Here is a 25,828-nt window from a genome sequence, read left to right as displayed (position 1 = left end):
GATGCATTGAAATTTAGATGATCTGACAAAGACTAAAGTTTAACAGTCAGATGTGGCTAAATGTTTATCAGCCAACGGTAACAATGCTGAGGCGAAGTAAGGAAAACTTTTCTATTATAAATGATTTTGCTGTTAAAAAGATAAACAAAACTAAATTTTAGTTGTATTCTTAGAAACAACAATACAGCGATATCAAACACTAATATTATCTGATTAAACCTGTTACTCATGTCGTTGATCTGGATTGTCGGTTTGGTTTTTTCCCTGGCATTTCTTGCCCCTTTTATCGACAAAAGGCTGGGGAAGATCTCAGGCTACCTGTATGCCTTGCTACCGGCTGCCCTGTTTGTGTTATTAATCAGATTGCTTCCGGCTATCATCGACCGTCATTTCATCGTCCGATCAATTGATTGGTTTCCATTGCTGCACGTCCGTTTATCCTTTTATCTCGATGGGCTTAGTTTGCTATTCGGTTTACTGATAACCGGAATGGGAACATTGGTATTGATCTATTCGGGGTATTATATGCAACATTATTCCATGCGGGGAAGATTCTATTTCTACATTCTTCTTTTCATGGGAGCGATGCTGGGGCTGGTCCTTGCGAATAACCTGATAACGCTGTTTGTTTTCTGGGAAATTACCAGTTTTTCTTCGTTTCTGCTCATTGGTTTTAACCATGAGCGACCGGAAGCCCGGGCAGCGGCTTTGCAGGCATTGTTGATTACCGGCTTTGGTGGTTTGGCCATGTTGGCAGGATTTGTTTTGCTGGGAAATGTAGGAGGAAGTTACGAGTTGACGGACTTGTTGCAAAACGGTGCGGTGGTGAAGAGCAGTAAAATGTATGTGCCGCTGGTGCTTTTGATAATGGTAGGAGCTTTTACCAAATCGGCGCAGTTCCCGTTTCACTTTTGGCTTCCGGGTGCTATGGAAGCTCCGACGCCTGTGAGCGCTTACCTGCACTCGGCCACCATGGTGAAAGCCGGAATTTATCTGTTGGCCAGGCTTCAGCCGATTCTTGGCGGCACGGACTTGTGGCAATTTTCGCTTGGCCTCGCCGGAGCAACGACCATGTTGGTCGGAGCCTATTTCGCGTTTACGCAAACCGATTTGAAAAAGATATTGGCTTACACCACGATTAGTGCATTGGGAATGTTGGTGTTGTTGGTCGGGATGGGTACGGAACTCGCCATTACAGCAATGGTGATTTTTCTGATTGTTCACTCGTTATACAAAGGGGCGCTGTTTATGATTGCCGGCGCTATCGATAAGACCGTTGGTACCCGAGATATACGCCACCTCGGCGGCATGTGGCCGGTGATGCCGATAGCGGCCGTAGCCACCTTTCTGACACTATTCTCAATGGCGGGACTTCCTCCTTTCCTCGGATTTATCGGGAAAGAAGTGATTTACGACGCCAAGGTGCAAGCCCCTCAGATTGCAGTGTTCCTGGCCATCCTGGCGGTCACAGCGAACATATTTATGGTGGCGGTAGCTTTCCTATTCGGTCATGGTGTATTCTTCGGTAAGCGAAAAGACCCGCCTAAAATTCCAAAGGAACCCGCTATTCCACTGTTGATTGGTCCGGCGGTGCTTTCGGTGACCAGCTTGTTTATGGGGATTTATCCGGCTATTATCACCCAGCCGCTGGTGATGCCGGCGATTGATGCAGTGAATGCCAGTCCGGTTGACCTTCATATGAAATTGTGGCATGGCCTGAACCTGGTCTTCCTGCTAAGTGTAATCACCATTACGTTGGGACTGACGCTGTTTTTCTTCCGGAAACCGGCGACCAAAGCCTTGCGGAAGTTTAACCAGCGCTATTTCAGAATCGAGTTCACCGATCTGTTCCGCAGATTGGTGGAAAACTTTCTTTCATTTACGAAACGGCACACCGAAGTGGTTCAGCACGGCTATCACCGCTTCTACCTGATGCTGATTTTCATTGTCTCATCGTTGCTGGTATGGTACCAGCTTTATCATACGCGTGGTTGGGGCTTTCAGGCCAGTTGGGAAGAAATTCCGTTTTACCTGCTCGGAATCAGTTTACTGATTATTACTTCTGCAATCGGAGCGGTATTTACGCGATCGCGACTGGTGGCTATTGTGCTTCTCGGCGTTATCGGCTATGCCATGGCTTTCATCTTTATCCTTTATGGCGCCGTGGATGTGGCCATTACCCTTATTCTGGTAGAAACCCTTATCCTGGTGCTGTTCGTGATGGTGATCTACCATCTGCCGGGTTACATGCCCAAATATTCCCGTCCGTCCAGCCGGATCCGTGACGGCGTGATTGCCATTGTTTTTGGCGGCTTCATGACCGCTCTGGTATTGAAAGCTGAATTCATCAAACTCAGTCCACCTATTAGCGATTACTTCCTGAAAGAAGCTTTCACGAAAGGCCACGGCCGGAACATTGTGAATGTGATCCTGGTCGATTTCCGCGGGTTGGATACCATGGGTGAAACCGTTGTACTCGTGATTGCTGCCATTGGTGTGATTTCGTTATTGAAGTTGAAACCGAAAAAGAAGGAGGAGGAAGAATGAGCAATCCGTATTCAAATATCTTCCGCATAGCAGCCACGAAACTACGACCGCTGTTGCTCATTCTTTCGTTGGTGGTGCTGTATCGCGGGCACCAGCAGCCGGGTGGTGGTTTCATCGGCGGATTGATGGCGGCTTCGGCTTACATTCTTTACGCTTTGGCCTTCTCTTCTAAGGAAGCGAGAAAGAAACTGCCGCTTTCCACTTCAGCTTTGCTGGGATCCGGATTGGCGGTTATTCTCGTTTCAGCTTTGCTGAGTGTTTTTTCAGGCGAGCCGTTTATGACCGGCATGTGGACGACCGTGCATCTGCCGTTCGGGCAGGAGCTTCATCTGGGAACGCCGGTGTTGTTCGATCTGGGAGTATACTTGGGAGTTACCGGCGTATTGTTAACCATCATGTTTGATATCATTGAAATAGAATAATAATGGAAATCATACTGGCAATCGTAATCGGTGTTTTGTATGCAGCAGGCGTTTACCTTCTGTTACGGCGAAGCATTGTGAAGTTAATTCTCGGGCTGATTTTCTTTAGTCATGCCACCAATCTGTTGGTTTTCCTGGCGGGAAGTTTGTCGAAAGTGAGTCCCCCGTTTGTGCAGGAAGGCCAGAAAGTGGCTCAGTCTACAGTAGCCGATCCGCTGCCACAGGCATTGGTGTTGACCTCTCTGGTGATTGGCTTTGGAATTACAGCTTTTGCGCTGGTGTTGATTTATCGTTTTTACCAATCGTCAGGAACGGTTGATTTTGACCAACTAAAAGAAGATTAGCGGATGGAAAACCTGCTCATGTTACCTTTGGTTCTTCCTGTTTTGGCGGCCATTGTTAGTTTGTTCGCCAAAAACAGCCTGAACTTCCGAAAGGCTTCGGGAGTGTTTTTCACGCTGATGCAGCTCGTTGTGGCGGTTGTTATCCTGGTTAAAGTCTACCGCGATGGAATTTTGGTTTTGCATGTGGGAAGTTGGCCGGCTCCGTTTGGCATTATGCTGGTGGCCGATATGTTCAGCGCTATCATGCTGTTCTTCGCCGGACTCATTGGCTTTACCGTGTCGGTGTATGCGCTGGGATTAATGGATGAGCGGCGCCTGAAGTTCCATTTCTATCTGCTGTTCAATATTCTCCTGCTGGGCGTCAACGGGGCTTTCATCACGGGCGACGTATTCAATTTATATGTCTGGTTCGAAGTAATGCTCATTGCGTCGTTCGTTTTGATTACGCTGGGCGGAGAACGTAAACAGCTGGAAGGAGCGGTCAAATATGTGACCATCAATATGGTATCCTCGATGCTTTTTCTGGCGGCAGCCGGATTGCTATACGGGAAAATGGGAACGCTGAATATGGCGGATTTGGCGATGAAATTGCAGAACGATCCTTCGTCGAATCTGGTAGCCAGCTCGGCGATGCTGTTCTTCATCGCCTTCGGCATTAAAGCCGCGGTTTTTCCCTTCTTTTTCTGGTTGCCCGCATCGTATCATACGCCGCCCGTGGCGGTGACAGCCCTTTTTGCCGGGCTGTTGACCAAAGTGGGTGTATATGCCATGATTCGGTTCTTCACCCTGTTTTTTATTCCGCTTGGCGGAATTTGGAAAGAGCTGTTTTTAATAACAGGTGGTCTCACGATGCTGATTGGCGTATTCACTGCGGCATCGCAGTATGATATCCGGCGGATTTTGTCGTTCCATATCATTTCCCAAATCGGTTACATGATTATGGGACTCGGCTTTTTTACACCACTCGGGATTGCCGGAGCGATATACTACATGGGGCACAACATCGTTGCCAAAACCAACACATTTATGGTGGGAGGAATGGTGAGCAAATTGAAAGGAACCTTCGAGCTGAAAAGCATTGGCGGTCTCTACAAAACTAAGCCGTACCTGGCATTGCTGTTTATCATTCCGGCATTTGCGCTGGCAGGTGTTCCGCCGCTCTCCGGCTTCTTTGGGAAATTTATTCTGGTGAAAGCCGGTTTCGATTCGCACCATTTCTTCGTGACAGGCATCTCGCTGTTCGTGGGGCTTATCACTTTGTTTTCAATGATAAAAATCTGGAACGAAGGATTTTGGAAAAAACAGCCCGAAGAAGTTGAAGAAGTCGTGAATTACACGGAGAAGAAGGTGGGCTTTGCCCTGATTTTTCCGTCAGTTGTATTGGGGTTGTTCTCTATCGGAATGGGAGTGGCTGTTGGCTTTTTCTTCGATTTTTGCATGACGGCAGCACAGCAGTTGCTCGAACCATCAGCTTACATCAATGCTGTTTTAGGAAAATAATACCGGAAGCTATGAGGTATATCTTGGTGAAAATAGTTCAGATCATCGCGTTTGCAGGGTTCTATTTCTGGGAGTTGCTCAAGGCGAATCTAGTGCTGGCGTATGATATCTTAACGCCGACGCACCACATGAAGCCGGGCATTGTAGAGATTCCGCTCGATATCAAGAGCGATTACGAGATCATGACATTGGTGAATCTAATTACCATGACCCCGGGAAGTTTAAGCCTTGATGTGTCGGAAGATAAGAAAAGGTTGTATGTGCATGTTTTATACCTTGAAAATGCCAATGCCTACCGCGAAGAGGTCAAATCGGGCCTGGAAAGAAGAGTAAAGGAGGTGTGGTCATGATGCTGCTTTCGACCGTCATTACCGATGCGGCCAATATTGCTATGGGCATGTTGTTGCTCGCATTCTTTTTGGCTTTTTGGCGATTGGTAAAAGGTCCCAGTTTGCCCGACCGGGTTGTGGTGCTGGATTTGATCGCCTCCCTGGTGATTGGCATTACACTGGCCATAACCTTTCTGAGCGGAGAAAAAGTGTATCTGAACGTAGCCGTGATGATTGCGCTCATCACATTTATGGGAACCGTGGCTTTTGCCATCTATCTAAAGAAACGTTATCATGATAAGTGAATGGATTTCGGCCATATTGTTGGTTTTAGGTGCCTTCTTCATGTTGTTGGCGGCCATCGGAGTGTTGCGTTTTCCCGATTTGTATATCCGGATGCACTCTGCAACCAAGGCGTCGTCGTTTGGTGCGTTGCTGATGCTGGTGGCGGTTTCCATCCACTTTCCCGTTGCCTATGTGATTATCGAGGCAGCACTGGTCATCATTTTCATTTTTCTGACAGCTCCGGTCGCGTCACATATGATCGGGCGGATTGCTCACCTGTTGAAAGTGCCGAAATGGGAAAAAACTACCGTCGATGAGCTGGAAAATCGAATTGATTATGATGAAGAGGATGGCAAAACTAATTCTTAATCTGATACTTTATGTTGTTTAATTTAAATATAAGTAAATCAGTTTACTCGTTTTATTCCGGAGAAGTTTTCACGAAAGGCTGAAGGCGTACATCCTTCCATTTTCTTAAAGAATCGGTTGAAGTTAGCCAGGTTATTGAAGCCAGACTTGTAGGCAATCTCCGAAACGCTCATATTCGATTCGATTAACCACCTCGAAGCAAGGCTTATTCGGTAATGATTTAGATATTCCACAAAAGTTTTTCCGGTTCTTTGCTTGATGAACCGGCTGAATGATACTTCTGTCATGTTCAGCAGTTGCGCCACATCTTCCACTTTTATCTTTTGGGCGAAATGTTGTTGAACGAAATCATGCACCTTCTTGATTTTTCCACTGTTGTGGAAATCGTCGTTTTTAGCCATCACAGAAGAAAGCATCTGTTGTCCGCGTGAATTAGCCAGGTCGAACAACAATGAAACCAATTCCATCAGCGCGTCGATGCCGCTTTTGTGCGCCAGGCTCATGATGCGGGGCTGCAGTGTTTGAATCGTTTCTTCGGAAAAGGCGATACCGCGTACCGACCGGTCCAGCATGTCTTTCACCGGTTTCATAATGTTGCGGTCGAGCAGGGTTTGGTGAAACAGGTCGCGGTGAAACTGGATGGTTACTTCGTGGATATCTTTTGAGTGACATTCGCCCTGTTCCCACACATGCATCAGATTCGGTCCGGTCAATACCAACTCCCATTTCCCGATAGGTGCCCGGTGTTCACCGACGACCCGCACTGCATCTTCCGCATTGTAAATAAAGTTGATTTCGTATTCCGGGTGGAAATGTAACGGAAAGTCGAAGTTGAGCTTCTTTCGATCGAAAACCAGCAGGCAATCTCCTTCAGTTAGTGGGGTGATTTCGCGTTGAGGATTGGCTGTATCAATGCTCATAATGATGAGTTGTTAGGAAAAGTACAGGATTTTGACGAAATAGTATTTGAAGAATGCAAGTATAGCAAATACTTTTGAGACTGGATATTCTTGTTAAAACAAGGGTGTTGATAGCTGGTTGTTTGGTTTTGTCTTCTGATGTATGCTGTTTATCGCCTTGTTGAAGTTGAAATAGTATTGAATTCAGGAAAGGAAATGGCCAGGCCGGTCAAACCAGCTATTTTTAGAAGCTAACGATTCAAACCCTGTAAATGAAGCTTGGAATTATTGATATATCCGTCATTTTCGGATATCTGATGCTGACCGTGGTTATCGGACTGGTACTGCGGAAGCGTGCGCAAAAAGACAAATCAGCTTATCTGCTTGGCGGAAATCGCCTCCCCTGGTACATGTTGGGCCTCTCGAATGCGTCCGGAATGTTCGATATCTCCGGAACGATGTGGCTGGTGACCATCACCTTTGTTTATGGTCTGAAAAGCGTTTGGATTCCATGGCTTTGGCCGGTTTTCAACCAGATTTTCCTGATGGTATTCCTTTCCGTCTGGGTACGACGCTCGAATGTGACTACCGGAGCAGAATGGATTGGTACCCGGTTTGGGAAAGGCCGCGATGCTGCCATGTCGCATGCAGTGGTTGTGGTGTTTGCATTGATTACCTGCCTGGGATATCTCGCTTATGGTTTTATCGGACTGGGAAAATTTGTGCAGATATTCATTCCGTGGAGCGTGGTGCAACCGTACATTCCTTTTCATGTTCCGGTTGAATACGTGCCGCACATTTATGGAATTATCTTCACCTTCTTTGCCGTATTCTATTCGGTTTTGGGCGGAATGTCGGGAATCGTCTGGGCCGACGTGCTGCAATATCTTATCATGACGGTTTCGGCTTTTGTGATAGCTTTCATTGCGATGGGCGCTTTGGGACACAGTACCCTGAATGTGCCGGATGGCTGGATGAATCCTTTCTTCGGATGGAAGCTTCACATGGACTGGTCGCATATTATCGCGGAGGTGAATGAAAAAATTGCTTCGGACGGCTACTCGCTCTTCAGCATCTTCTTCTCCATGATGTTGTTCAAAGGCGTGCTGGTCAGTTTAGCCGGGCCTGCCCCGAACTACGATTTGCAGAAGATTCTCTCGACCAAGTCACCAAAGGAAGCAGCCATGATGAGTGGTTTTGTGAGTGTTGTGCTCATGCCGGTTCGTTACCTGATGATTGCCGGATTTGCTGTGTTAGCGCTGCTTTACTACGACAAACTGAATTTGGTTGTGGCTGGTCACATCGATTTTGAGCAGATTCTTCCGTCGGCGATTAACGAATTCGTTCCGGAAGGATTTACCGGGTTATTGCTGGCCGGACTGTTGGCGGCCTTCATGTCGACTTTTGCGGGAACGCTGAATGCTGCCCAGGCGTACATTGTCAACGATATTTACCTGAAATACCTGAATCCAAAGGCATCAAAACGACAAATTAATGTGACAACCTATGCCACCGGAGTGTTGGTGGTAGTTGTCAGTATCTTCTTCGGAATATTTGCCACCGATGTCAATTCGATTTTGCAATGGATTGTGTCGGCGCTGTACGGAAGTTACGTGGCTTCCAATGTGCTGAAATGGTACTGGTGGCGCTTCAACGGTCACGGTTTCTTCTGGGGCATGGTGGCCGGAATGGTTCCCGCGCTGGTTTTCCCGTACATCTTCACCGAAACCCTCGATCTCTATTATTTCCCGCTTATTCTCATTATGTCCGTGGGCGGAAGTATCATCGGAACTTACATGGCTCCGCCTACCGATGAAGAGACATTGAAAAGTTTTTACAAAAGCGTTCGTCCGTGGGGATTCTGGAAACCGGTTCATGAGCTGGTCATAGTCGATGACCCGGGCTTCCGGAAGAATAAAAACTTCTACCGCGACATGTTCAATGTAGTGCTTGGTATCATCGCGCAAACCGGATTGGTTTTGGTCCCCATATATCTTGTGTTGAAGAAAAATCTGGCGCTGGGAATTTCACTGGCCATCGTGGCGGTGATTGCCATTATCATGAAGAAAACCTGGTGGGACAAGTTGGTGGAAGAGGAAGGCTAGTTCACCTGATGGAATAATAGATTGGAAAATAACCTGAAAAAATAACATCAAACGAAAGATGACTCAGTATTTCGAAAACCGATTAACCCAACTGAAGGAGAAGCACGAAGAACTGCTGACCCGGAAGAATATAGCAGAGTTCTCTGTAAACGGCATTTACGAGCGGTACCGTTATCCGGTATTGACAGGTGCTCATGCTCCGTTGCACTGGCGTTTCGATTTATCGTCCGAACGCAATCCGAATCTGCTGGAGCGCATTGGGGTGAATGCGGCTTTTAACGCCGGCGCCCTGAAATCCGGCGATAAATATCTGTTGGTCGCCCGGGTGGAAGGCTGGGACCGGAAATCTTATTTCGCGGTAGCGGAAAGCTCGAATGGTGTGGACAATTTCCGGTTTTGGGAACGACCTATCACGATTCCGCAGCTGGAAGATCCCGATATCAATGTATACGACATGCGTCTGGTGACACATGAAGATGGCTGGATTTACGGCATCTACTGCACAGAGCGCAAAGATCCTAACGCGCCGAATGGCGATACCAGTGCCGCAGTTGCCAATGCCGGCATTGTTCGTAGCAAAGATCTCAGTAACTGGGAACGCCTGCCCGACCTGATTTCCAACACCGGTCAGCAACGCAATGTGGTGCTGCATCCCGAATTTGTCAACGGAAAATATGCGGTTTATACCCGCCCGCAGGATGGTTTCATCGATGTAGGGAGTGGCGGAGGAATTGGTTTCGGTTACATCGATGAAATGAAAAATCCGGTGGTTCAAAACGAGACCATCATTCACCAGAAAGCCTATCACACGGTTTACGAATTGAAAAACGGACTTGGTCCGGCACCGATCAAAACGGAGAAGGGTTGGTTGCAGTTGGCTCATGGCGTCAGGAATACCGCTGCCGGCTTGCGTTATGTGCTGTACCTTTTTATGACCGATTTGCACGATCTGACGAAAGTTACCCACCTACCGGGAGGATATTTTATGGCGCCGGAAGGAGAAGAACGCATTGGCGATGTTTCGAATGTATTGTTTGCCAACGGCTGGATTGCCGATGACGACGGAACGGTCTATATTTACTATGCGTCATCCGATACACGAATGCATGTAGCTACAACTACTGTTGATAAATTAGTTGATTATGTGGTTAATACGCCTGAAGATCGACTGGCATCTCATCGCTCGGTCGAAAACATCAACGCACTCATCGATTCCAATAAAGGTTTGTACTGATGCCGATTTCTGTCGAAACATATTTGGGTGAATTGAGCCGGGAGCTGAAAAATATCCTGAGCTACTGGCAAACCTACATGCCCGATGTAAAGCACGGTGGTTTTTACGGCCTGCTCGACGGGCAAAACCGCCCGGACAAAGAAGCGCCCAAAGGCGTTATCCTGAATACACGCATTTTGTGGACGTTCTCCGCGGCTTGCATGCACTCGTTCTCGGAAGAGAAAAAGGCAATGGCCGACCGGGCTTTTCAATACCTGGAAACATATTTTCGCGACAAGCGATATGGTGGAGTGTACTGGGAACTTGATTACTTGGGAAAGCCTCTGAATCCGCGGAAGCAGGTTTACGCTCAGGCATTTGCTGTATATGCATTGTCTGAATATTACAAGCTGACGTCAGAGTCGGCAGTACTCGACTGGATCTTAGAACTTTTCCATTTGCTGGAAGAGAAGGCGGCTGACCGGGAGAGTGGAGGGTACATTGAGGCTTTCGCCGAAGACTGGAGTGAGCTCGACGATCTGCGCCTGAGCGAAAAGGATGCCAACGAGAAAAAGGGAATGAACACCCATATTCATCTGCTGGAAGCATTCACAAACCTGTACCGTATGCACCGAACGGAAGAAGTGGGAGCTGCGTTACGACAGCTCATCGAATTGATGCAGGAACATTTCGTTGGAGACGACTATCATTTAAAGCTGTTTTTCGACGAAAAGTGGAACGTAAAGAGTTCGGTCATCTCCTACGGTCATGATATCGAAACCTCCTGGTTAATATACGAAGCAGCCGAAGTGCTGGGCGATGAAGCATTGATAGACGAGTTGAAGCCGATGTTGCTCGGAATGGTCGACACATTTCTAAAGGAAGGAGTGGACAGTGCCGGTGGTGTGATGAATGAGCTGGACAAGGAAACCGGCCATCTGGATACCGATCGTCATTGGTGGCCACAGGCTGAAGCGATGGTGGGACTGGCTTATGCCTACCGGATGAGCGGCGATGATCGATATCTCGGAAAGGCGCTGAAAATATGGACATTCATTAAGGAATTCATCATTGATCACCGGAAGGGCGAATGGTTTTGGAAGGTCGATCGGTATGGCAATCCTGACGTGAGCGATGAAAAAGCCGGGTTCTGGAAATGTCCCTATCACAATTCCCGGGCTTGTCTGGAAATCGGGCGTCAATTGGGTTAACGCAACAAACTTCTCTGTTCTAAAGCGGTATCGGGAGGTTCAAGAATAAGCTCATATTCTTTCACATAGGTTTGTATTACTGAAAAAGGGTGACCTGTTTGTGGGTCACCCTTTTTGTTTCACTATCTAATCTCGTATGAAAGCAGGCCTGGGCGTCTTTAACCGGTTGACCAGGATAAAGACGACGAACGCTGCGATGATACCAAAGAAAATGGGGTCGAGTCCGTAGGGTAAATCTTTTTTTATAAGCGTTAATGTAATGGTCAGTGTTCCACCCGTGACCATCGACCAGAAAGCAGCACCGGGATCCTTTCGTTTGAAATAGAGAATTCCGAGAACGGGAATTAATAAGCCGGACACCATAAAGGCGTAGGAATAAAGCATCAGCTCGAGCACGTTCTGCATACTGGAAGCCAGCAGAATGGCGAACACTCCTACAATAATGGTGACAATCTGGGGAATAACCATTTTTCCCCGTCCTGATTTGCCTTTGAATTTGAAGATGTCCGTCAGGATATTTCCGGATGCAGCCATCAGACAGCTATCGGCGGTCGACATAACGGCCGAGAAGTATGCGGCCAGCATCAGTCCCATCACACCGGTCGGGAGGACGTATTTCAGCAGCAGCGGAAGTCCCAGCTCGGCATCGATGCTATTCACATTGGCAAAGCCGGCGTCGGCAAACATTCCCTGAATAGTTGCCACACGCGAGAACATTCCCAGCAAAACACCCATGAACGACATCAGCGGATATTCGAATAAGCCGGCAATGTACCAGGCACGTTTGGCCGTTTTTTCATCCTTACAGGCATAAATCCGCTGGTAAAGCGTCATCCCGATAAACCAGATGGGAATAATGGTAATACTCCAGTTGATGATTTTCGCAATGGAGATATTCTGCAGCGAGAAAAATTTGTCGGGCAAAGTGGCAGAGATGCCGTCCCATCCTCCAATTCCGATAAAACCCAGTGGAATTCCGATGAAAACCAGGCCGAACATCAGGATGGCCCATTGAAAACTGTCGGTGTAAATCACGGCTTTCAATCCGCCGAGACCAGTATAAGCGACAGCAATTACCCCCATCACAATCAGGGCGATTTTGGTATCGATCTCTGGGAAAGTCGCGGTAGCCAGTTTAGCGCCGGCCAGCAGCTGCGAACTCGTAAAACCGATATAACCAATCGCCGAAATGATTCCGGCAGCAAACGCAACTCGTTTATCGTAGTGGGTTCCCAGTAACTGGGGAAAGGTGAGTAAATTTTTTTCCCGGGCTGAATTAAAAATCTTTGGAATAAGAATGACGGCACTCAGCCAGGCACCAATCAATCCGGTGAACAGCATCCAGCTTCCCGAAAGGCCCATCACAAATCCCAGTCCGCCAAGTCCGATGGAGAATCCACCACCGACGTCGGTAGCAACCACTGAAAGACCGATGTGAAAGCTTCCCATTTGGCGTCCACCCACGTAATAATCTTCCTCACTTTCATTCTTCCGGTGGTGGTAAATACCAATAGCTAAAACAACAATGAAATAAATAATCAGAACGACTGCATCAATCAATGTCATATGAATTCGATATTTTGATTAGGCTAACAAAAGGTTTCGGTATGAATATTTTTTTTGATAATACCCGGATGTATTTCCTGCAAAAGGGTTAGGCGGAATGGGGCTTACGATGTACCCCGGATTTCCGGCGACGGGTATCGGTTATTCATCTGTCTCAGCGATGAACATAAAAAAAGGGAGAGTCATACCGAACTGGCTCACCCTTCTGTGAAATTTCCTTAAAATTAATCAATCGAAGGCAAGTCACCAAAAGCAATCGGGCTGGCTGGTTGCAGCCTTTGTCGCTACTATTCTTACATTAAAAGCCTTACGGCAGAAATAAGAAAGGCCTGAAAATCTGAGGCAGCCGTTGTTTCTACCGGCAAAATGAACGAAATCCGGCGTTCGGCGGTTATTATGAGCAAACAGACTTAACCTGAACAAATAACAACAATGGACAAAAAAATCAAGCCGAATATCCCCGCATATTTTTACTGGAGCGCCACCATCGCCCTGATGATTGTTTTCCTGATTGTTGGCCGCAGTATTCTGGTACCGCTGGCGTGGGCCATTTTGTTCTCTTTCCTGCTGGTTCCCCTGGTGATTTTCCTGGAAAAGCATGGCTGGAAACGGCCGCTGGCTATCCTGACGTCGCTGGTACTGTTTCTCATCATTATCGGGGCGCTCTTTTATTTTCTCGGCTCGCAGGTGGTGGCCATCAGCAGCGAGTTGCCTTCCATTACCGGGAAGTTGTCGGTTTACATCAACGATGCCAAAGATTTTATTGAGGCACACTTAAATATCATTCCTCAGGGAAGCGATTTGCAAAAGCTGTTGGTTGGACAAGTGGAGAAAGTGGCTTCGTACTTTTTGAAACACGTAACCACCATCGGCCAAACGCTCATGTATGTTTTCCTGATGCCGGTGTTCGTCTATTTTCTGTTGTACTACCGTGAATTACCTGCCAAATTTGTGCGCGAGCGCTACCGCGATCGGGAAAACCGCGAATCGGTGAGTCATGTCTTCTTCAAAATACAGAAGATGATTGAGAAATACCTGGTGGGCGTTCTCTGGTTAACGGCAACAACCGCGGTGATGGATTTCATTGTCTTGATCAGTTTGGGCGTGAATTACGCGCTGTTCTTTGCGGTAATGATTGCCCTGCTGAACCTGATTCCGTACGTGGGAAACCTGATTGCCATGATTGTGGTGGTAGGCTACGCGCTGCTCACTTCCGATTCGTTGCTTGTTCCACTACTCACCCTCGGGTTGCTCTGGGCAGCCAATATTTTGCAGGAAAACCTGGTTCGTCCGTGGCTGGTGGGCTCTTCTACCAAAATCAATGCATTTGTGGTGCTCATCTCGGTTATCGTTGGTGGTATGGTTTGGGGCGTGTCGGGTATGGTGTTGTTCATCCCGATTGTCGGTGTCGTGAAAATTATATTGGAAGAGGTTCCGACACTACGGCCTTTCGCTGTTTTTCTTAGCGATACCGGAAAAGTGACAGAGGAAGAGGAACCGGAAAAACAGGATACCGAATCGGAAGAATCATAGTTTTTTATCTTCCGCCCTTTTTATTTCCCGTCGGAGGATTGCCGAAAATGCTTTATCTTGCCATCTGAATCAAAAATTAAAACCAAATTGAACGATGAGTAAATTAGTTATTGGCAGCTACGATGAGTTTGCGGCGTATGATGGCAGGGATTTGGGAACATCAGAGTACCTGAAAATTACCCAGGATCAAATCAACTTGTTTGCCGATGCCACCCTCGATCACCAGTGGATTCACACCGATCCCGAAAGGGCAAAAACCGAGAGCCCGTTCAAAAGCACCATCGCGCACGGTTATCTGACCCTGTCGGTATTGCCTTACCTGTGGGAGCAGATTGCCGAGTTCCACAATGTGAAAATGCTCGTAAACTACGGAATCGATAAGCTGAAATTTATGGAAGCGGTCCGTGTCGACAGCGAAGTGCGGTTGCACGCCAAGGTGAATTCCATTATGAATCTCCGGGGCATTACGAAAGCACAGCTCGACGTAACGCTGGAAATCAAAGACAGCAAAAAGCCGGCGCTCACTGCTACACTGATTTTCCTCTACCATTTCGAATAAACATCCGGTTTCCTCTAAGCCGGGTTGACGGAAATCACCATGAAACATGTTTTCCGCGTACTCGTCTTATCGGCAGGATTAATCATATCAACAATCGTCGCCGGTTTCCTGGCGGCGTTTGTTTTATCGGTCCTTTCCACACATCCTGCACCTTCGGTTTGCCCGGAAAAGAAACTCGTTTACGTTACCACGAATGGTGTTCATCTGAGCATCATCGTTCCCCTCAATCAGCTCGATACCGCTTTCGCAGAAGAATTGCAACTAACGCCCGGAACCCGTTTTGTCTCCTTTGGTTGGGGCGATCGCGGCTTTTATCTCACCACACCTACTTGGGCCGACCTCACTTTCAAAACAGCTTTTCGCGCGCTTTTCCTGAGAACACCATCAGCCATGCATATAGACGATTACCGCTTTCGCGGAAACTCGTGGCATGAAGTACAGCTTTGTCCGGAACAACGAAAAAAGCTACTTGCTTATATCCGAACCTCTTTCACTACCGACAGCCTTGGTCACATCATCGAAATACCTCACGCGGGCTACACGCCTTCCGATCGTTTTTTCGAAGCCAATGGCCATTTCACCTGTTTCCACACCTGCAATGTGTGGGTGAACGATGCGTTGAAAACAGCCGGGATTCCCACGTCCATCTGGTCGCCGTTCGATAAAGGAGTATTGTTTCACTTGACGAAACGGGAGAAGCGCAAATGAAAAACCCCGGCATCAGTCAGGGTCTTCGAAAATATAATGATAAAGTTGATTAATCCGTTAGTAGAATTTCCGGAAACCGATGATTTCACGAACTTCCTTCAGCGTCTGAGAAGCCGATTCACGGGCTTTTTCAGCTCCCATTTTGGCTACTTTTCCCAGATAGGCATCATCCTTCACAATGTCCTCAATTCGCTCCCGTATGGGCGTCGTAAAGTTGATGATGTCTTCGGCCAACTGCTTTTTCAAATCGCCGTAGCGGATGGAACAGTTATTATAGGCATCGTCGAAATGCTTCACGGTATCAGGTGTCGAAACCACGTTCAATAGTGTAAACAGATTCTGAATGGGCTCCGGCTTTTCCTGGTTCATCTCGGTCGGACCGGCGTCGGTTACGGCGCGCATCACCTTCTTGCGAATGCTTTTGGGATCTTCGGCCAAACCAATGGCATTTCCTTCCGATTTACCCATTTTTCCTGAACCGTCCAGTCCCGGAATCTTAATCATATCCTTGCCATCGAATGTGAAAGGCTTGGGAATCGGAAACTCTTCCACCTTGTACATCCGGTTGAAACGGCGGGCAAATGTACGCGCCATTTCCAGGTTTTGCTCCTGATCTTTTCCTACCGGGACAAAATGTGCTTTGTGGATGATAATGTCGGTCGCCATCAGCACCGGGTAGGTCAAGAGCCCGGCATTCACGTTATCGGGTTGCTTCCGGGCCTTATCTTTAAATGAAGTCGTTCTTTCCAACTCGCCCAGGTACGCATTCATGTTCATGAAAGTGTACATTTCGGTAATTTCCGGAACGTCACTCTGGATAAAAAGGGTGGCTTTTTCCGGATCGAGTCCGCAGGCAAGGTATTCCGAAAGTACCTGCCGCACATTCTGGTACAGGTGATCGGGGTGTGGGTGCGTGGTCAGCGAGTGAATATCGGCAATAAAGAAATAACAGTTCATGTCATGTTGCATCTGCACGAAATTCTTTACCGCCCCGAAATAATTTCCCAGGTGAAGATTCCCGGTTGAGCGGATTCCGCTTACGACTGTAGGCACTTTGGTGGTCATATCGTTGTGTTGTTATGATTTGCTTATGAATAAAACAGATGCAAAAATAGCAAATGTTCCCGAAAGGGGAAGGATGAATCGGCTCCGGCTTAGGCAATTGTTTCCGGTTTGAATCATTGTGAGTAAGAAATCCGTAAACGAGAAATGTTTTCAGACGGATTTACTTTTATAATTTTTAGTCTATTCTGGAACTTTCGGTATTTTTATCAGTGAATTTTTATCCTATTTGTAAAACAAACTTTTGTGACCAATGATTCGTAACATTCTTCCTTTACTTACCGGGATTATGTTGTTGGCAGTGGCTTGCCAACCAACAAAGAAGACAGTGCAGCAGCCGGAGCGATTGACCGATTTTGTCAACCCGTTTATCGGTACTGCAGGCCACGGACATACTTATCCGGGAGCGGCTTATCCGTTCGGACAGATACAGTTGAGCCCTGATAACGGCGTTTCGGGCTGGGACTGGTGTTCCGGTTACCACTATTCCGACAGCATCATTTCCGGATTTTCGAATTTGCATCTGAGCGGAACCGGCATCGGCGATTTGGCCGATCTCTCTTTCCTTCCGGTGAATGAGCCCGTAACATACAAGCCGGGTGAAAAAAATGCAGACTTTACCAAAAAGTATGCAGCTACTTTTTCGCACGACGAAGAGATGGCTTCGCCGGGATATTATGCCGTAACATTACAGGATCGCGATGTGCGGGCCGAAATGACGGTAACCGAGCGTTCCGGATGGCAGCGTTATACTTTTCCCGACGAGGGAGAGCACAACATTATGCTGAACCTCGGTTTCGCCATCAATTGGGACAAACCCTACGAAACCGCCATCACGGTAGTGGATGATCATACCATTACCGGGAAACGTTTTTCGCATGGATGGGCAGCCGACCAGCACGTTTTCTTCGTAGCCCGGTTCAGTGCGCCAATTCAGAAATCAAAGATTTTCGATGCGCCGACGGATGCGGAGAAAGTGGGTGTTTTCACGTTCGGCGAAAGCCAGGTGATGGTGAAAGTGGCAGTTTCCTCTGTTTCGGTAGACAATGCCATGGCCAATCTCGCATCGGCACCGGAGAACTGGGATTTCGATGCAGTTCATCAGGCAGCCAGTGATGCATGGGAAAAAGAGCTCGATAAAGTTCGTATCAAGTCAAGCGATCCCGACCAGAAAACTACTTTCTACACCGCACTGTATCATACCATGGTGGCGCCGGCACTTTTCTCCGACCGGAACGGCGATTTCAAAGGTGTCGATGGCAGTACGATGAGAGCGAACGGTTACAAGCGTTACACCGTTTTCTCGTTGTGGGACACCTACCGTGCCTTGCATCCGCTGTTTACGTTTATGCACCGCGACCGCGTGAACGATATGGTGAAAACCATGCTCGACCATTACAAGCAGACCGGCCTGTTACCCGTTTGGGAACTGGAAGGTAACGAAACGTTCTGTATGGTGGGCAACAGCGGCGTACCGGTTGTTGGGGAAGCCATTCTGAAAAATATTGGCGATTTCAATCGCGAAGAGGCCTACGAGGCAATGAAAAATACCATGATGTCGGATCGCGACGGACTGGATTACTACAAAAAGCTCGGTTACATTCCGGCTGATAAGGTAAACGAATCGGTTTCGAAACTGCTCGAATATGCCATCGATGATTATAGCGTGGCGCTGGTGGCAAAGAAATTAGGCAAGACCGATGATTACAATTACTTCCTGAAACGTTCGCGGAATTTCAAGAACATTTTCGATTCGAAAACCGGTTTCTTCCGTGGGAAAAAACTGGACGGAAGCTGGACAGGCGATTTCGATCCAGCCTATTCCAAGCATCGTCAGAGCGATTACACCGAAGGAAATGCCTGGCAGTATCTGTGGGAAGTTCCGCAGGATGTGCCCGGTTTGATAGATTTGCTGGGTGGCAAAAAAGCTTTCGCTGACAAGCTCGACACTTTGTTTGCTTTGAAACACGGTGTAAAAGGCGCCGAAGCTTCTCCCGACATTTCCGGCTTGATTGGTGGGTATGCACAGGGTAACGAGCCGGGTCATCACATCACCTATCTGTTCAATTATGCTGGGGAGCCATGGCGTACGCAGGAACTGAACCGTCAGATTCAAACCGAAATGTACTACAACGCACCCGACGGTCTTTGTGGAAACGAAGACTGCGGCCAGATGTCGGCGTGGTACGTGTTCAGTGCTCTTGGCTTCTACCCGGTCAGTCCTGCCGACCAGCAATATCAGTTAGGTTCTCCGATAGTTCAGGAAGCGCAGATTACCGTCGCTCCCGGCAAGGTGTTCACCGTAAAGGCACCCAATGCATCGGAGGATAACCTGTATGTGCAGTCTGTGAAACTGAACGGGAATGAGTTGCATCGTTCATACATCACGCAGGACGAAATTATGAACGGCGACACACTGGTCTTCGATATGGGACCGGAACCCAACAAGCAACTGTTTCAGTAAAGATATTGTAAGGGAATTCGTTCCCGGTGCCTAACCCGTCAGGCTTCCAAAACCTGACGGGTTTTCTTATTATTGCAAAGGCAAATTCAGCAGGAAACTATTCTGCCGGAATCTTGTTCTCTATTCTGATTTGGACAAAAGTGTAACCTAATCAATTTAAATCATCATGGAATCAGGAAATTCTATCTGGTCGGCAGCCGTTTTGTTGTTTTTGCTCATGGACCCGATTGGTAACATACCGATACTCCTGGCAGTGCTGAAAGGAATTGAACTGAAACGTCAGCGGACCATCATCATTCGGGAGTTGCTGATTGCCCTGGGGATTTTGGTGTTTTTCATTTTTACCGGAAGACCTATGCTGAACTTTATGCACCTGCAAAAAGAGGCGGTGACCATTGCCGGAGGAATCATCCTGTTGATTATTGGTCTGCGGATGATTTTCCCGAAGCCGGAAGGAGTGATGGGCCAAACGCCCGGAGGAGAGCCTTTCCTTGTTCCCATAGCCATCCCGATGATTGCCGGTCCGTCCGTCCTGTCCATGTTAATCCTGATGTCGCAGGGGAGCACCGGTAACCGTGTCAGTTTGGTTCTTTCCCTGGTGATTGCCTGGATTATGTCCTTCATTATCCTGTTAGTGGCACCAGCTCTTATCAAAGTGTTGAAACAGCGCGGCTTGATCGCCCTCGAACGTTTCATGGGAATGATTCTGGTGATGATGGCTGTTCAGATGCTGTTGGACGGATTTAAGCAAATACTTTAATAGTTAGCCTAGTACTGATTTTTCATCAGCCGTTTTAAATCACCCCTTTCTTTTCCAGCGAAGTCTTCATTTCCCGGTGATGTTTTTGGAAGTTGATGTCGATGGTGTGCAAAAGCTTTTTGACTTCAGGATGGTCCTTCATATTGTCGATCAGTGGATCGATTTTGAGGAAAAGAATCACCCAGTAGTAGTAATCCTGTTGCTCTGAAAAAAGCTTCAACTGTTCGATTGCTTTGGTCGTTTGGTTTTCGTATGCATAGTACATCGCCAGGCTTAGGTGCTTGTAAATCGATTGGTCGCCTTCAGCGAAAGCTTTGTACTTCTGCAAATATTCAGCTGATTTTTCGGTTTGTCCGACCTGGGCTAATACCAGTCCAATTTTGGCATCTTCGCCCGGAAAAATCGCCAGGTGATACTTTTCTTTGGCAGCGATGAACGGTTGGTAATAGAAATAAGCACTTTCGTAATCGCGCTGGTAGTAACAGATTTTTCCTACCTCCTGCAACACATCCAACCGGGTGGTATCCTTTTTTAGCACGGCAATCAGACGAGTCCGTAATTTTTGCAGGTCTGGATTCCGGGCATACTGAATGTACGCTTTCACATATTGAGAGTAGAGATTATCGGGATGATAGGCCAGCGACTGATTGATATACTTTTCCGCTTCATCAACAAAACCGCTTTGAATAAAGGCATTGCTGATGTGCAGGAAGATGAAACTGGCAGTCACCGAGTCATTGGCGGCAATATCCAGTTGTGCACCTTTCAGCGCATATTCGAGATACTTCTCGGAGTTGGGAGAGTAGGTGGTATAAAAGTCGGACAGAAGATTGATCACCATGGCGGAATTGGGGTGATATTCCAGCGCTTTCAGCAGGTAAGGTTCGGCCAGTTTGTACTCTCTACTGTGCATATAGAACAGTGCTTTGGCCATTAAACTCTGCGGCAGCTGAGAATCGTACAGCAGCGCTTTGTCGGCATTCTCGTTGATTTCAGCACCGTATTTTTTTTCGGTTTGGCTAATGTCGAGGTAATAGTAAGCAATGGCGATATCGGCGTAGGCGCGGGCAAATGTTGAGTCGTGTTCCACCGCTTTTTTAAATAATGGGAGAGCTCTCTTCAGTCCTTCGCCCGTGCCTTTGTGGAAATACTCGAGCGCCTTCAGAAAATAGTCGTAAGCAACCAGATTCCGGGTCGGCACTTTGTCGATACGCTTCTGTTCTTCCGGTGTGATGATGACCTCAATCTTTTCAGCGATATTTTTAGCGATTTCGTTTTGCAACGAGAAGATATCCTTCGTTTCGCGGTTGTACTGTTCCGCCCACAGGTGTTTGTCGCCATTGGCTTCAATCAGCTGCACATTCAGCCGGATGTGGTCCCCGATTTTCTGTCCGCTGCCTTCCACCACATAGGTCACGTTGAGCTCTTTGGCAATTTCGGAAATGAGCTCGGGGTGATGGCGGTATTTTTCCACGGAAGTGCGGCTAATCACCCGCAAATGCTGAATATTTTGAAGATTGTTGAGGATGGATTCCATGACACCGTTGATGATATACACATTGGTGGAGTCGTTGCTATCGTTGATGAAAGGCAGCACCGCGATGGATTTCTCCTGCGTTTTGGGCTTTTCGGCCATCGGACCGACGATGAGGTAGATGATATTGGCGGTAATAACAACCAGAATAATGGCCCATAACCAAACCAGACTTCTCTTTTTCTTCGGAAGCTCTTCCGGAACCGTTTCTTCTTCGGCGGAAGCCTTATTCTTTGCTTCGCCGGGCGGATAGCCGTACTGGTCGCGGAAGCATTTAATGAAGTAGGAAGTGCTGCCAAATCCTACGCGGTACGATATTTCCGAAGTAGTCAGTGACGTTTCTTTCAGCAGCTCCATGGCCGCCTCGAGGCGTACCTGACGAATAAACTGACTGGCCGAAAGGTTGGTCTGCTTTTTCACCTTGCGGAGCAGGTTGGAGCGGCTCATGCCCATTTCGTGCGCCAGCTCCGATACGCCGAACTGCTCGTTCGACAAATTTTCTTCAATGGCAGCGGTCGTTTTGCTTAAAAAATCGTTTTCTAAGGTTCCGGATTCAGTCATGATTCAGTCAGGCATCAGGTAATTTCTGCAAAAGTTACGCATAAAGTTTGAAACTGCATTTCAGGCCGTTTCGTCGTCATTTGCGTCATAATTGATATGCCTGCGTCATAATTTTCACGTGCTCGTCAAACTTGATACGATTGACGGCATGGTTGATAGGCTTTGCGTCAGTGCGTGACGGAACTTTACACTGTCAATCAAAAATCGAAATTTAAACGATGCGGTCATGAAAACACGAATCTATTTTTTGGACAATCTGAGGACTTTCCTCATCTTTCTGGTGGTGCTGTTGCACGCAGGATTGGTTTATGAACAAGCCCTCGAAGGCAACTGGATTGTTGTCGACCCGGTGAAAAATAATTCCATAGGCTTGATCAGAATGTACCTGGACCTCTTTGTCATGTTCAGTATCTTCTTCATCTCCGGATACTTTATTCCTTATTCTTTAAAGAGTAAAAATACGTGGGGCTTCGTGAAATCGAAACTGAAACGAATTATGCTTCCGTGGCTGATTGCCGTGTTGACCCTGATTCCTGCCTACAAAGCGATCTTCCTTTTCTCAAGAGGATTGCCGCAGGAAGCCTGGTACACCTATTTCCATGTGTTCCAACGTGCCGGAACCGACCTGTACTTTTTTGCCAATAATCCGACCCAGAACTGGCTGTGGTTCTTACCCATCCTGTTTATGTTCCAGCTGATTTACCTTGCTTTACACAAACTCAACCTCTTATCGTTCAAAATTTCACTGAAAACGGGTGTGGTTTTGACATTCGTCTTCGGAGTCCTTTACGGTATGGTTATTTCCGAAGCCGGACTGATGGGCTGGACACACACAGCGCTCTTCGATTTTCAGCGGGAAAGGCTGTTGATTTATTTCATGTCCTTCCTGTTGGGAACCCTGTGCAATAAGCAGAAAGTGTTTGAATCGGGTACAAAAAATAAAAAGCTGTATATACAGGCAAATGTGGTATTGACCTTCTCGTTGCTGGTTTTCACAGCAGTAGCGCTGAACCTGTTCTTCAATATCATCAATCCCGGAAGGAACTTCTACTTCGTTTCCCCGTTTTTCGACCGGCTTTTTTACCATATGTCGGCTGTGCTTTCGATGTTGAGTTTCCTGTATGTATTGATTTATGCGTTCCGCTTTAGCCTGAATAAAACCAACTGGTTAATGGACGAACTGAATAACAGTTCTTACTCGGTTTACATTATTCACCTGGTCGTGATGGGCGTAATTGCAGTTGGATTACTGTATGCACCGGTTCCGGCGTTGGTAAAATATGCCGTACTGACTATTCTGACGTACGCAGTGAGCAACCTGCTGGTGATAGTTTATCGCCGGGTTTTTCAACCGAACGTTCCCTTGAAACTGGCGACGGGTGCTGTCATGGTAGGCGCATTTTTTGCCTTCATAGTAATAGGAAGTCAGAAATCAGCTACTGCTGAGCCGGAGCAACCGGCAAAACAGGTCGAAGTGAAAGCGAATCCAAAAGTCAGCCTGCACGAAGCCATTGTTCTGGGCGATATGGAAGCGGTACAGCAGCACATTGCATCTGGTTCCGATCTGAATATCAAAGAATCCTCGGGTGGTTCGAGTCCGTTGATGACGGCTGCAACCTTTGGACGGAACGAAATGGCAATGGCATTGATTGAAGCGGGAGCCGATGTCAACTTCCGGAACAACAATGGTTCCACGCCCTTGCATACTGCTGCTTTCTTCTGCCGTACGGAAATCGTGAAGGCATTGCTGGCCCATGGTGCCGATACATCCGTTAAGAACAATGCCGGCTCTACGGCACTCGAATCCGTGCTGGTTCCCTTCGAAGCGGTGAAAGGTATTTACGATTATTTCGGGAAGGTATTTGGTCCGCTTGGGCTGAAACTGGACTACGAACGTATCAAAACCGCTCGTCCTGAAATTGCAAAACTGCTGCAACAGTCATAACTTGAATTGATTTCCAACTAATTGATGAAGGATAAACGTAAACGGAGGAACTAAAAATGAGCGAAAAAAGCGAAACTGAAGACAAGAGTACCTGGGCCATTGGTGGCGGATTGCTGCTGGGGTTGGGTATCGGATTTTTCTTCCTGCAAGCATCTGTATTGGCCTTTGTGGGCTGTCTCATTGGTGGTCTCGGTCTGGGCTTAATCCTGACCGCTGTTATCTCCCGGTTTTAAAACCGGGATTTTTTGTATGTAAATTACAGCACATCCTCATCGAGAACCTTTTCCTGACCAGAGGTAAGGAAGGCGCTTATAACCAGGCCCAAGAGGATATCAAAACGCTAATTGGGTTGATTGATGGGGAGGTGGGGGCGGCAGAAAGAAAAATAGAAATGAGACTATATCAAGTGATTGGAAACCGCCTGCGGGGCGGTTTTGGGGAATAATGTTTATTTATTAACTTAATCATTTCTTGCAAACAGATTACTGATCTATTCATATTTAGCTTAGTAGGAACAAATGATATTTGGAAATTAAAGAATAAATTTATTTATTTTGCAAAGGTTTAGCTCAAACTAAACATTATGGAGTCTTTTACGTTAAAACAAATAGATGAAATTGAGGGAAAGCAGAAAATCTATAAACTAGAAATAGATGACAAATGTCTATTTGATGATTTTGAAGATGAAATTGAGAAACGAGGTCAATATTCAGATGAATTGGCAACTATATATGCACATATTGAAGACTTTGCAAATAATAAAACTTTACCTCAAACAAAATTTAGGATTCTGAATAAAGGAGTTAAAAATGATAAAATAAAAGAGTACGAATTTAAATCAAAGCATCTTAGGATCTATGGAATTAAAGCTCCTAGTGGTCAAATTATTATCATGGGAGGCTACAAGAAAACGCAAAAGAAGGATATCAATAGATTGAAGAATATTAAAGCAATTTACATTAAAACCTTATGATATGAAAAGAGAAAAATTAATAAAAAGCAAAGGGTATAATGTAGCAAAGATTCAAAATGAACTTTTCAGACAATTAACTGAATATATTGAGAAAAAAGGTATTACAAGATCTCAGTTTGCAAAGGAATTGGGGGTTTCAAAAGGATATGTATCTCAAATATTAAACGGAGATTTTGATTTTAAGCTTTCAAAACTTGTCGAATTGTCTTTGGCAATTGGAAAAGTTCCCGAGATTAATTTTAAATCATTTGAAGAAAAAACAACTGAAAAAAAGACAGTTAAATCATTTGAGAGAAAAATATATTTCTTGCATTCAAATAATTATTCTTTCCATTCATCAAACCATATTATAGAGATTCGGAATAATTGGGGGGGCGAAGTCAAAGAAAACTCGAAGTATGAATACGCTTCAATGAATTAGTTATGAAAGCAGATCAAGAGATTAAAATTAGTATATCAGAAATTAATGAGGTGTCATACAAACAATCTCATTCTCCTATTCCAATGGAGGAAATTGTTTTTGGTCAAAATTTGATTTTCGGTTTAGGATTTAATTTTGAGGTAGATTTTGATAAAAGCAACTTCATATTTTCAACATTGGTTAGATTTATCGTCGAGGGATACGATGATCCTGTTATTGAGCTTGAGACAGAGATTGTTTTTGAAGTTATTAATTTGGTAAGTGTTGTGAAAAAGATGGAAGGGGGAGAGATTGAACTTGAAGATAAATTTTTAGCTACGCTTGCAGGTGTTTGCATCGGTACTTCAAGAGGTATTCTGGCTAAAAATACAAAGGGTACACCATTTGCTAAATATCCTCTTCCAATATTGAACCCTACTGAAATAATTAGAGACATGAAGAGAGATACAAATAGCAATTAGTGATAATTGTTTTTCAGTCTCTGTTAAAAAAAAGAAAAGTCCCCGATACCCCGGGGA

At 46.4% G+C, this 25,828-nt stretch carries 24 protein-coding genes; 20 read left to right on the top strand and 4 right to left on the bottom strand.

The features are described 5' to 3' along the window. Positions 1–228 precede the first annotated feature (228 nt). From GJU87_RS17790 to mnhG, 7 genes are read left to right on the top strand one after another with little or no spacing between them, the layout of a single operon-like run. Complete coding sequence (locus GJU87_RS17790) at positions 229–2,547, top strand: putative monovalent cation/H+ antiporter subunit A (RefSeq protein ID WP_153640707.1); 2,319 nt, start codon at positions 229–231, stop codon at positions 2,545–2,547. Beyond that, entirely contained in the window at positions 2,544–2,969 is a 426-nt protein-coding gene (locus GJU87_RS17785; protein WP_153640706.1) for an MnhB domain-containing protein, read from the top strand. Before GJU87_RS17790 ends, GJU87_RS17785 begins: the two co-directional genes overlap by 4 nt. Before the next feature lie 2 nt (positions 2,970–2,971). Beyond that, positions 2,972–3,313 carry a Na+/H+ antiporter subunit C gene (locus tag GJU87_RS17780; protein WP_106540874.1) on the top strand — a complete coding sequence of 114 codons (342 nt, stop codon included), beginning with the start codon at positions 2,972–2,974 and terminating at the stop codon, positions 3,311–3,313. A 3-nt stretch (positions 3,314–3,316) separates the two neighbouring features. Further along, positions 3,317–4,813, top strand: a complete 1,497-nt coding sequence (locus GJU87_RS17775) for a Na+/H+ antiporter subunit D (protein WP_153640705.1) — start codon at positions 3,317–3,319, stop codon at positions 4,811–4,813. Between the two features lie 11 nt (positions 4,814–4,824). Beyond that, the gene (locus GJU87_RS17770) at positions 4,825–5,163 is read left to right on the top strand and encodes a Na+/H+ antiporter subunit E (RefSeq protein ID WP_153640704.1); all 339 of its coding nucleotides are present in this window, start codon (positions 4,825–4,827) and stop codon (positions 5,161–5,163) included. Further along, complete coding sequence (locus GJU87_RS17765; protein ID WP_228492041.1) at positions 5,160–5,447, top strand: monovalent cation/H+ antiporter complex subunit F; 288 nt, start codon at positions 5,160–5,162, stop codon at positions 5,445–5,447. The genes GJU87_RS17770 and GJU87_RS17765 overlap by 4 nt, the downstream gene beginning before the upstream one ends. After that, positions 5,437–5,796 carry a monovalent cation/H(+) antiporter subunit G gene (gene mnhG / locus GJU87_RS17760; protein WP_228492040.1) on the top strand — a complete coding sequence of 120 codons (360 nt, stop codon included), beginning with the start codon at positions 5,437–5,439 and terminating at the stop codon, positions 5,794–5,796. Before GJU87_RS17765 ends, mnhG begins: the two co-directional genes overlap by 11 nt. A 38-nt stretch (positions 5,797–5,834) precedes the next feature. On the opposite strand, the gene GJU87_RS17755 is transcribed toward mnhG, so the two are convergent. Continuing rightward, complete coding sequence (locus tag GJU87_RS17755; protein ID WP_153640703.1) at positions 5,835–6,716, bottom strand: AraC family transcriptional regulator; 882 nt, start codon at positions 6,714–6,716, stop codon at positions 5,835–5,837. A gap of 251 nt (positions 6,717–6,967) precedes the next feature. Between GJU87_RS17755 and GJU87_RS17750 the strand changes: the two genes are divergently transcribed. From GJU87_RS17750 to GJU87_RS17740, 3 genes are read left to right on the top strand one after another with little or no spacing between them, the layout of a single operon-like run. Then, the gene (locus tag GJU87_RS17750; RefSeq protein WP_153640702.1) at positions 6,968–8,800 is read left to right on the top strand and encodes a sodium:solute symporter family protein; all 1,833 of its coding nucleotides are present in this window, start codon (positions 6,968–6,970) and stop codon (positions 8,798–8,800) included. 58 nt (positions 8,801–8,858) lie between these two features. Continuing rightward, the gene (locus tag GJU87_RS17745; RefSeq protein WP_153640701.1) at positions 8,859–10,034 is read left to right on the top strand and encodes a glycosidase; all 1,176 of its coding nucleotides are present in this window, start codon (positions 8,859–8,861) and stop codon (positions 10,032–10,034) included. Then, the gene (locus GJU87_RS17740; protein ID WP_153640700.1) at positions 10,034–11,224 is read left to right on the top strand and encodes an AGE family epimerase/isomerase; all 1,191 of its coding nucleotides are present in this window, start codon (positions 10,034–10,036) and stop codon (positions 11,222–11,224) included. Before GJU87_RS17745 ends, GJU87_RS17740 begins: the two co-directional genes overlap by 1 nt. A 126-nt stretch (positions 11,225–11,350) precedes the next feature. On the opposite strand, the gene GJU87_RS17735 is transcribed toward GJU87_RS17740, so the two are convergent. Then, the gene (locus tag GJU87_RS17735; RefSeq protein ID WP_153640699.1) at positions 11,351–12,790 is read right to left on the bottom strand and encodes a sodium:solute symporter; all 1,440 of its coding nucleotides are present in this window, start codon (positions 12,788–12,790) and stop codon (positions 11,351–11,353) included. 432 nt (positions 12,791–13,222) lie between these two features. Between GJU87_RS17735 and GJU87_RS17730 the strand changes: the two genes are divergently transcribed. From GJU87_RS17730 to GJU87_RS17720, 3 genes are all read left to right on the top strand, one after another. After that, complete coding sequence (locus GJU87_RS17730) at positions 13,223–14,323, top strand: AI-2E family transporter (RefSeq protein ID WP_153640698.1); 1,101 nt, start codon at positions 13,223–13,225, stop codon at positions 14,321–14,323. A gap of 94 nt (positions 14,324–14,417) precedes the next feature. Then, on the top strand, positions 14,418–14,882 hold the full coding sequence (locus tag GJU87_RS17725; protein ID WP_153640697.1) for a MaoC family dehydratase: 465 nt from the start codon (positions 14,418–14,420) through the stop codon (positions 14,880–14,882). Between the two features lie 39 nt (positions 14,883–14,921). Then, complete coding sequence (locus GJU87_RS17720; RefSeq protein ID WP_153640696.1) at positions 14,922–15,590, top strand: TIGR02117 family protein; 669 nt, start codon at positions 14,922–14,924, stop codon at positions 15,588–15,590. A gap of 57 nt (positions 15,591–15,647) precedes the next feature. On the opposite strand, the gene trpS is transcribed toward GJU87_RS17720, so the two are convergent. Next, positions 15,648–16,655, bottom strand: coding sequence for a tryptophan--tRNA ligase (gene trpS, locus GJU87_RS17715; RefSeq protein ID WP_228492039.1), 1,008 nt, complete (start codon positions 16,653–16,655; stop codon positions 15,648–15,650). 250 nt (positions 16,656–16,905) lie between these two features. Here trpS and GJU87_RS17710 point away from each other — a divergent pair, with 250 nt between their 5' ends. Beyond that, positions 16,906–19,116 (top strand): GH92 family glycosyl hydrolase, encoded by a 2,211-nt coding sequence (locus GJU87_RS17710; RefSeq protein WP_153640695.1) that lies wholly within the window; start codon positions 16,906–16,908, stop codon positions 19,114–19,116. A 166-nt stretch (positions 19,117–19,282) separates the two neighbouring features. Then, positions 19,283–19,876: a MarC family protein gene (locus GJU87_RS17705; protein WP_153640694.1), complete on the top strand. Its 594-nt coding sequence runs from the start codon at positions 19,283–19,285 to the stop codon at positions 19,874–19,876. A 34-nt stretch (positions 19,877–19,910) separates the two neighbouring features. On the opposite strand, the gene GJU87_RS17700 is transcribed toward GJU87_RS17705, so the two are convergent. Next, the gene (locus GJU87_RS17700) at positions 19,911–21,971 is read right to left on the bottom strand and encodes a helix-turn-helix domain-containing protein (protein ID WP_153640693.1); all 2,061 of its coding nucleotides are present in this window, start codon (positions 21,969–21,971) and stop codon (positions 19,911–19,913) included. Between the two features lie 226 nt (positions 21,972–22,197). On the opposite strand from GJU87_RS17700, the gene GJU87_RS17695 reads away from it, so the two are divergent. From GJU87_RS17695 to GJU87_RS17680, 5 genes are all read left to right on the top strand, one after another. After that, on the top strand, positions 22,198–23,916 hold the full coding sequence (locus tag GJU87_RS17695) for an acyltransferase family protein (RefSeq protein ID WP_153640692.1): 1,719 nt from the start codon (positions 22,198–22,200) through the stop codon (positions 23,914–23,916). A gap of 56 nt (positions 23,917–23,972) precedes the next feature. Continuing rightward, positions 23,973–24,149, top strand: coding sequence for a hypothetical protein (locus GJU87_RS21360; protein ID WP_194831572.1), 177 nt, complete (start codon positions 23,973–23,975; stop codon positions 24,147–24,149). A gap of 350 nt (positions 24,150–24,499) precedes the next feature. Further along, positions 24,500–24,889, top strand: coding sequence for a hypothetical protein (locus GJU87_RS17690; RefSeq protein WP_153640691.1), 390 nt, complete (start codon positions 24,500–24,502; stop codon positions 24,887–24,889). 1 nt (position 24,890) lies between these two features. Continuing rightward, a complete protein-coding gene (locus GJU87_RS17685) occupies positions 24,891–25,310 on the top strand; it encodes a helix-turn-helix transcriptional regulator (protein ID WP_153640690.1) in 420 nt (139 codons plus the stop codon). Between the two features lie 2 nt (positions 25,311–25,312). Then, positions 25,313–25,771 carry a hypothetical protein gene (locus GJU87_RS17680; RefSeq protein WP_153640689.1) on the top strand — a complete coding sequence of 153 codons (459 nt, stop codon included), beginning with the start codon at positions 25,313–25,315 and terminating at the stop codon, positions 25,769–25,771. Positions 25,772–25,828: the final 57 nt, after the last annotated feature.

The organism is Prolixibacter sp. NT017 (assembly GCF_009617875.1).
GTDB lineage: Bacteria > Bacteroidota > Bacteroidia > Bacteroidales > Prolixibacteraceae > Prolixibacter.
The sequence above is the reverse complement of the archived record's forward strand: the minus strand, read 5'-3'. Positions and strand labels throughout refer to the sequence as shown.

Bases quoted from the DNA above. Each gene is read 5' to 3' on its own strand.
- GJU87_RS17790 (WP_153640707.1), top strand. From the start codon at position 229: ATGTCGTTGATCTGGATTGTCGGTTTGGTTTTTTCCCTGGCATTTCTT.
- GJU87_RS17785 (WP_153640706.1), top strand. From the start codon at position 2,544: ATGAGCAATCCGTATTCAAATATCTTCCGCATAGCAGCCACGAAACTA.
- GJU87_RS17780 (WP_106540874.1), top strand. From the start codon at position 2,972: ATGGAAATCATACTGGCAATCGTAATCGGTGTTTTGTATGCAGCAGGC.
- GJU87_RS17775 (WP_153640705.1), top strand. From the start codon at position 3,317: ATGGAAAACCTGCTCATGTTACCTTTGGTTCTTCCTGTTTTGGCGGCC.
- GJU87_RS17770 (WP_153640704.1), top strand. From the start codon at position 4,825: ATGAGGTATATCTTGGTGAAAATAGTTCAGATCATCGCGTTTGCAGGG.
- GJU87_RS17765 (WP_228492041.1), top strand. From the start codon at position 5,160: ATGATGCTGCTTTCGACCGTCATTACCGATGCGGCCAATATTGCTATG.
- mnhG (WP_228492040.1), top strand. From the start codon at position 5,437: ATGATAAGTGAATGGATTTCGGCCATATTGTTGGTTTTAGGTGCCTTC.
- GJU87_RS17755 (WP_153640703.1), bottom strand. From the start codon at position 6,716: ATGAGCATTGATACAGCCAATCCTCAACGCGAAATCACCCCACTAACT.
- GJU87_RS17750 (WP_153640702.1), top strand. From the start codon at position 6,968: ATGAAGCTTGGAATTATTGATATATCCGTCATTTTCGGATATCTGATG.
- GJU87_RS17745 (WP_153640701.1), top strand. From the start codon at position 8,859: ATGACTCAGTATTTCGAAAACCGATTAACCCAACTGAAGGAGAAGCAC.
- GJU87_RS17740 (WP_153640700.1), top strand. From the start codon at position 10,034: ATGCCGATTTCTGTCGAAACATATTTGGGTGAATTGAGCCGGGAGCTG.
- GJU87_RS17735 (WP_153640699.1), bottom strand. From the start codon at position 12,790: ATGACATTGATTGATGCAGTCGTTCTGATTATTTATTTCATTGTTGTT.
- GJU87_RS17730 (WP_153640698.1), top strand. From the start codon at position 13,223: ATGGACAAAAAAATCAAGCCGAATATCCCCGCATATTTTTACTGGAGC.
- GJU87_RS17725 (WP_153640697.1), top strand. From the start codon at position 14,418: ATGAGTAAATTAGTTATTGGCAGCTACGATGAGTTTGCGGCGTATGAT.
- GJU87_RS17720 (WP_153640696.1), top strand. From the start codon at position 14,922: ATGAAACATGTTTTCCGCGTACTCGTCTTATCGGCAGGATTAATCATA.
- trpS (WP_228492039.1), bottom strand. From the start codon at position 16,655: ATGACCACCAAAGTGCCTACAGTCGTAAGCGGAATCCGCTCAACCGGG.
- GJU87_RS17710 (WP_153640695.1), top strand. From the start codon at position 16,906: ATGATTCGTAACATTCTTCCTTTACTTACCGGGATTATGTTGTTGGCA.
- GJU87_RS17705 (WP_153640694.1), top strand. From the start codon at position 19,283: ATGGAATCAGGAAATTCTATCTGGTCGGCAGCCGTTTTGTTGTTTTTG.
- GJU87_RS17700 (WP_153640693.1), bottom strand. From the start codon at position 21,971: ATGACTGAATCCGGAACCTTAGAAAACGATTTTTTAAGCAAAACGACC.
- GJU87_RS17695 (WP_153640692.1), top strand. From the start codon at position 22,198: ATGAAAACACGAATCTATTTTTTGGACAATCTGAGGACTTTCCTCATC.
- GJU87_RS21360 (WP_194831572.1), top strand. From the start codon at position 23,973: ATGAGCGAAAAAAGCGAAACTGAAGACAAGAGTACCTGGGCCATTGGT.
- GJU87_RS17690 (WP_153640691.1), top strand. From the start codon at position 24,500: ATGGAGTCTTTTACGTTAAAACAAATAGATGAAATTGAGGGAAAGCAG.
- GJU87_RS17685 (WP_153640690.1), top strand. From the start codon at position 24,891: ATGAAAAGAGAAAAATTAATAAAAAGCAAAGGGTATAATGTAGCAAAG.
- GJU87_RS17680 (WP_153640689.1), top strand. From the start codon at position 25,313: ATGAAAGCAGATCAAGAGATTAAAATTAGTATATCAGAAATTAATGAG.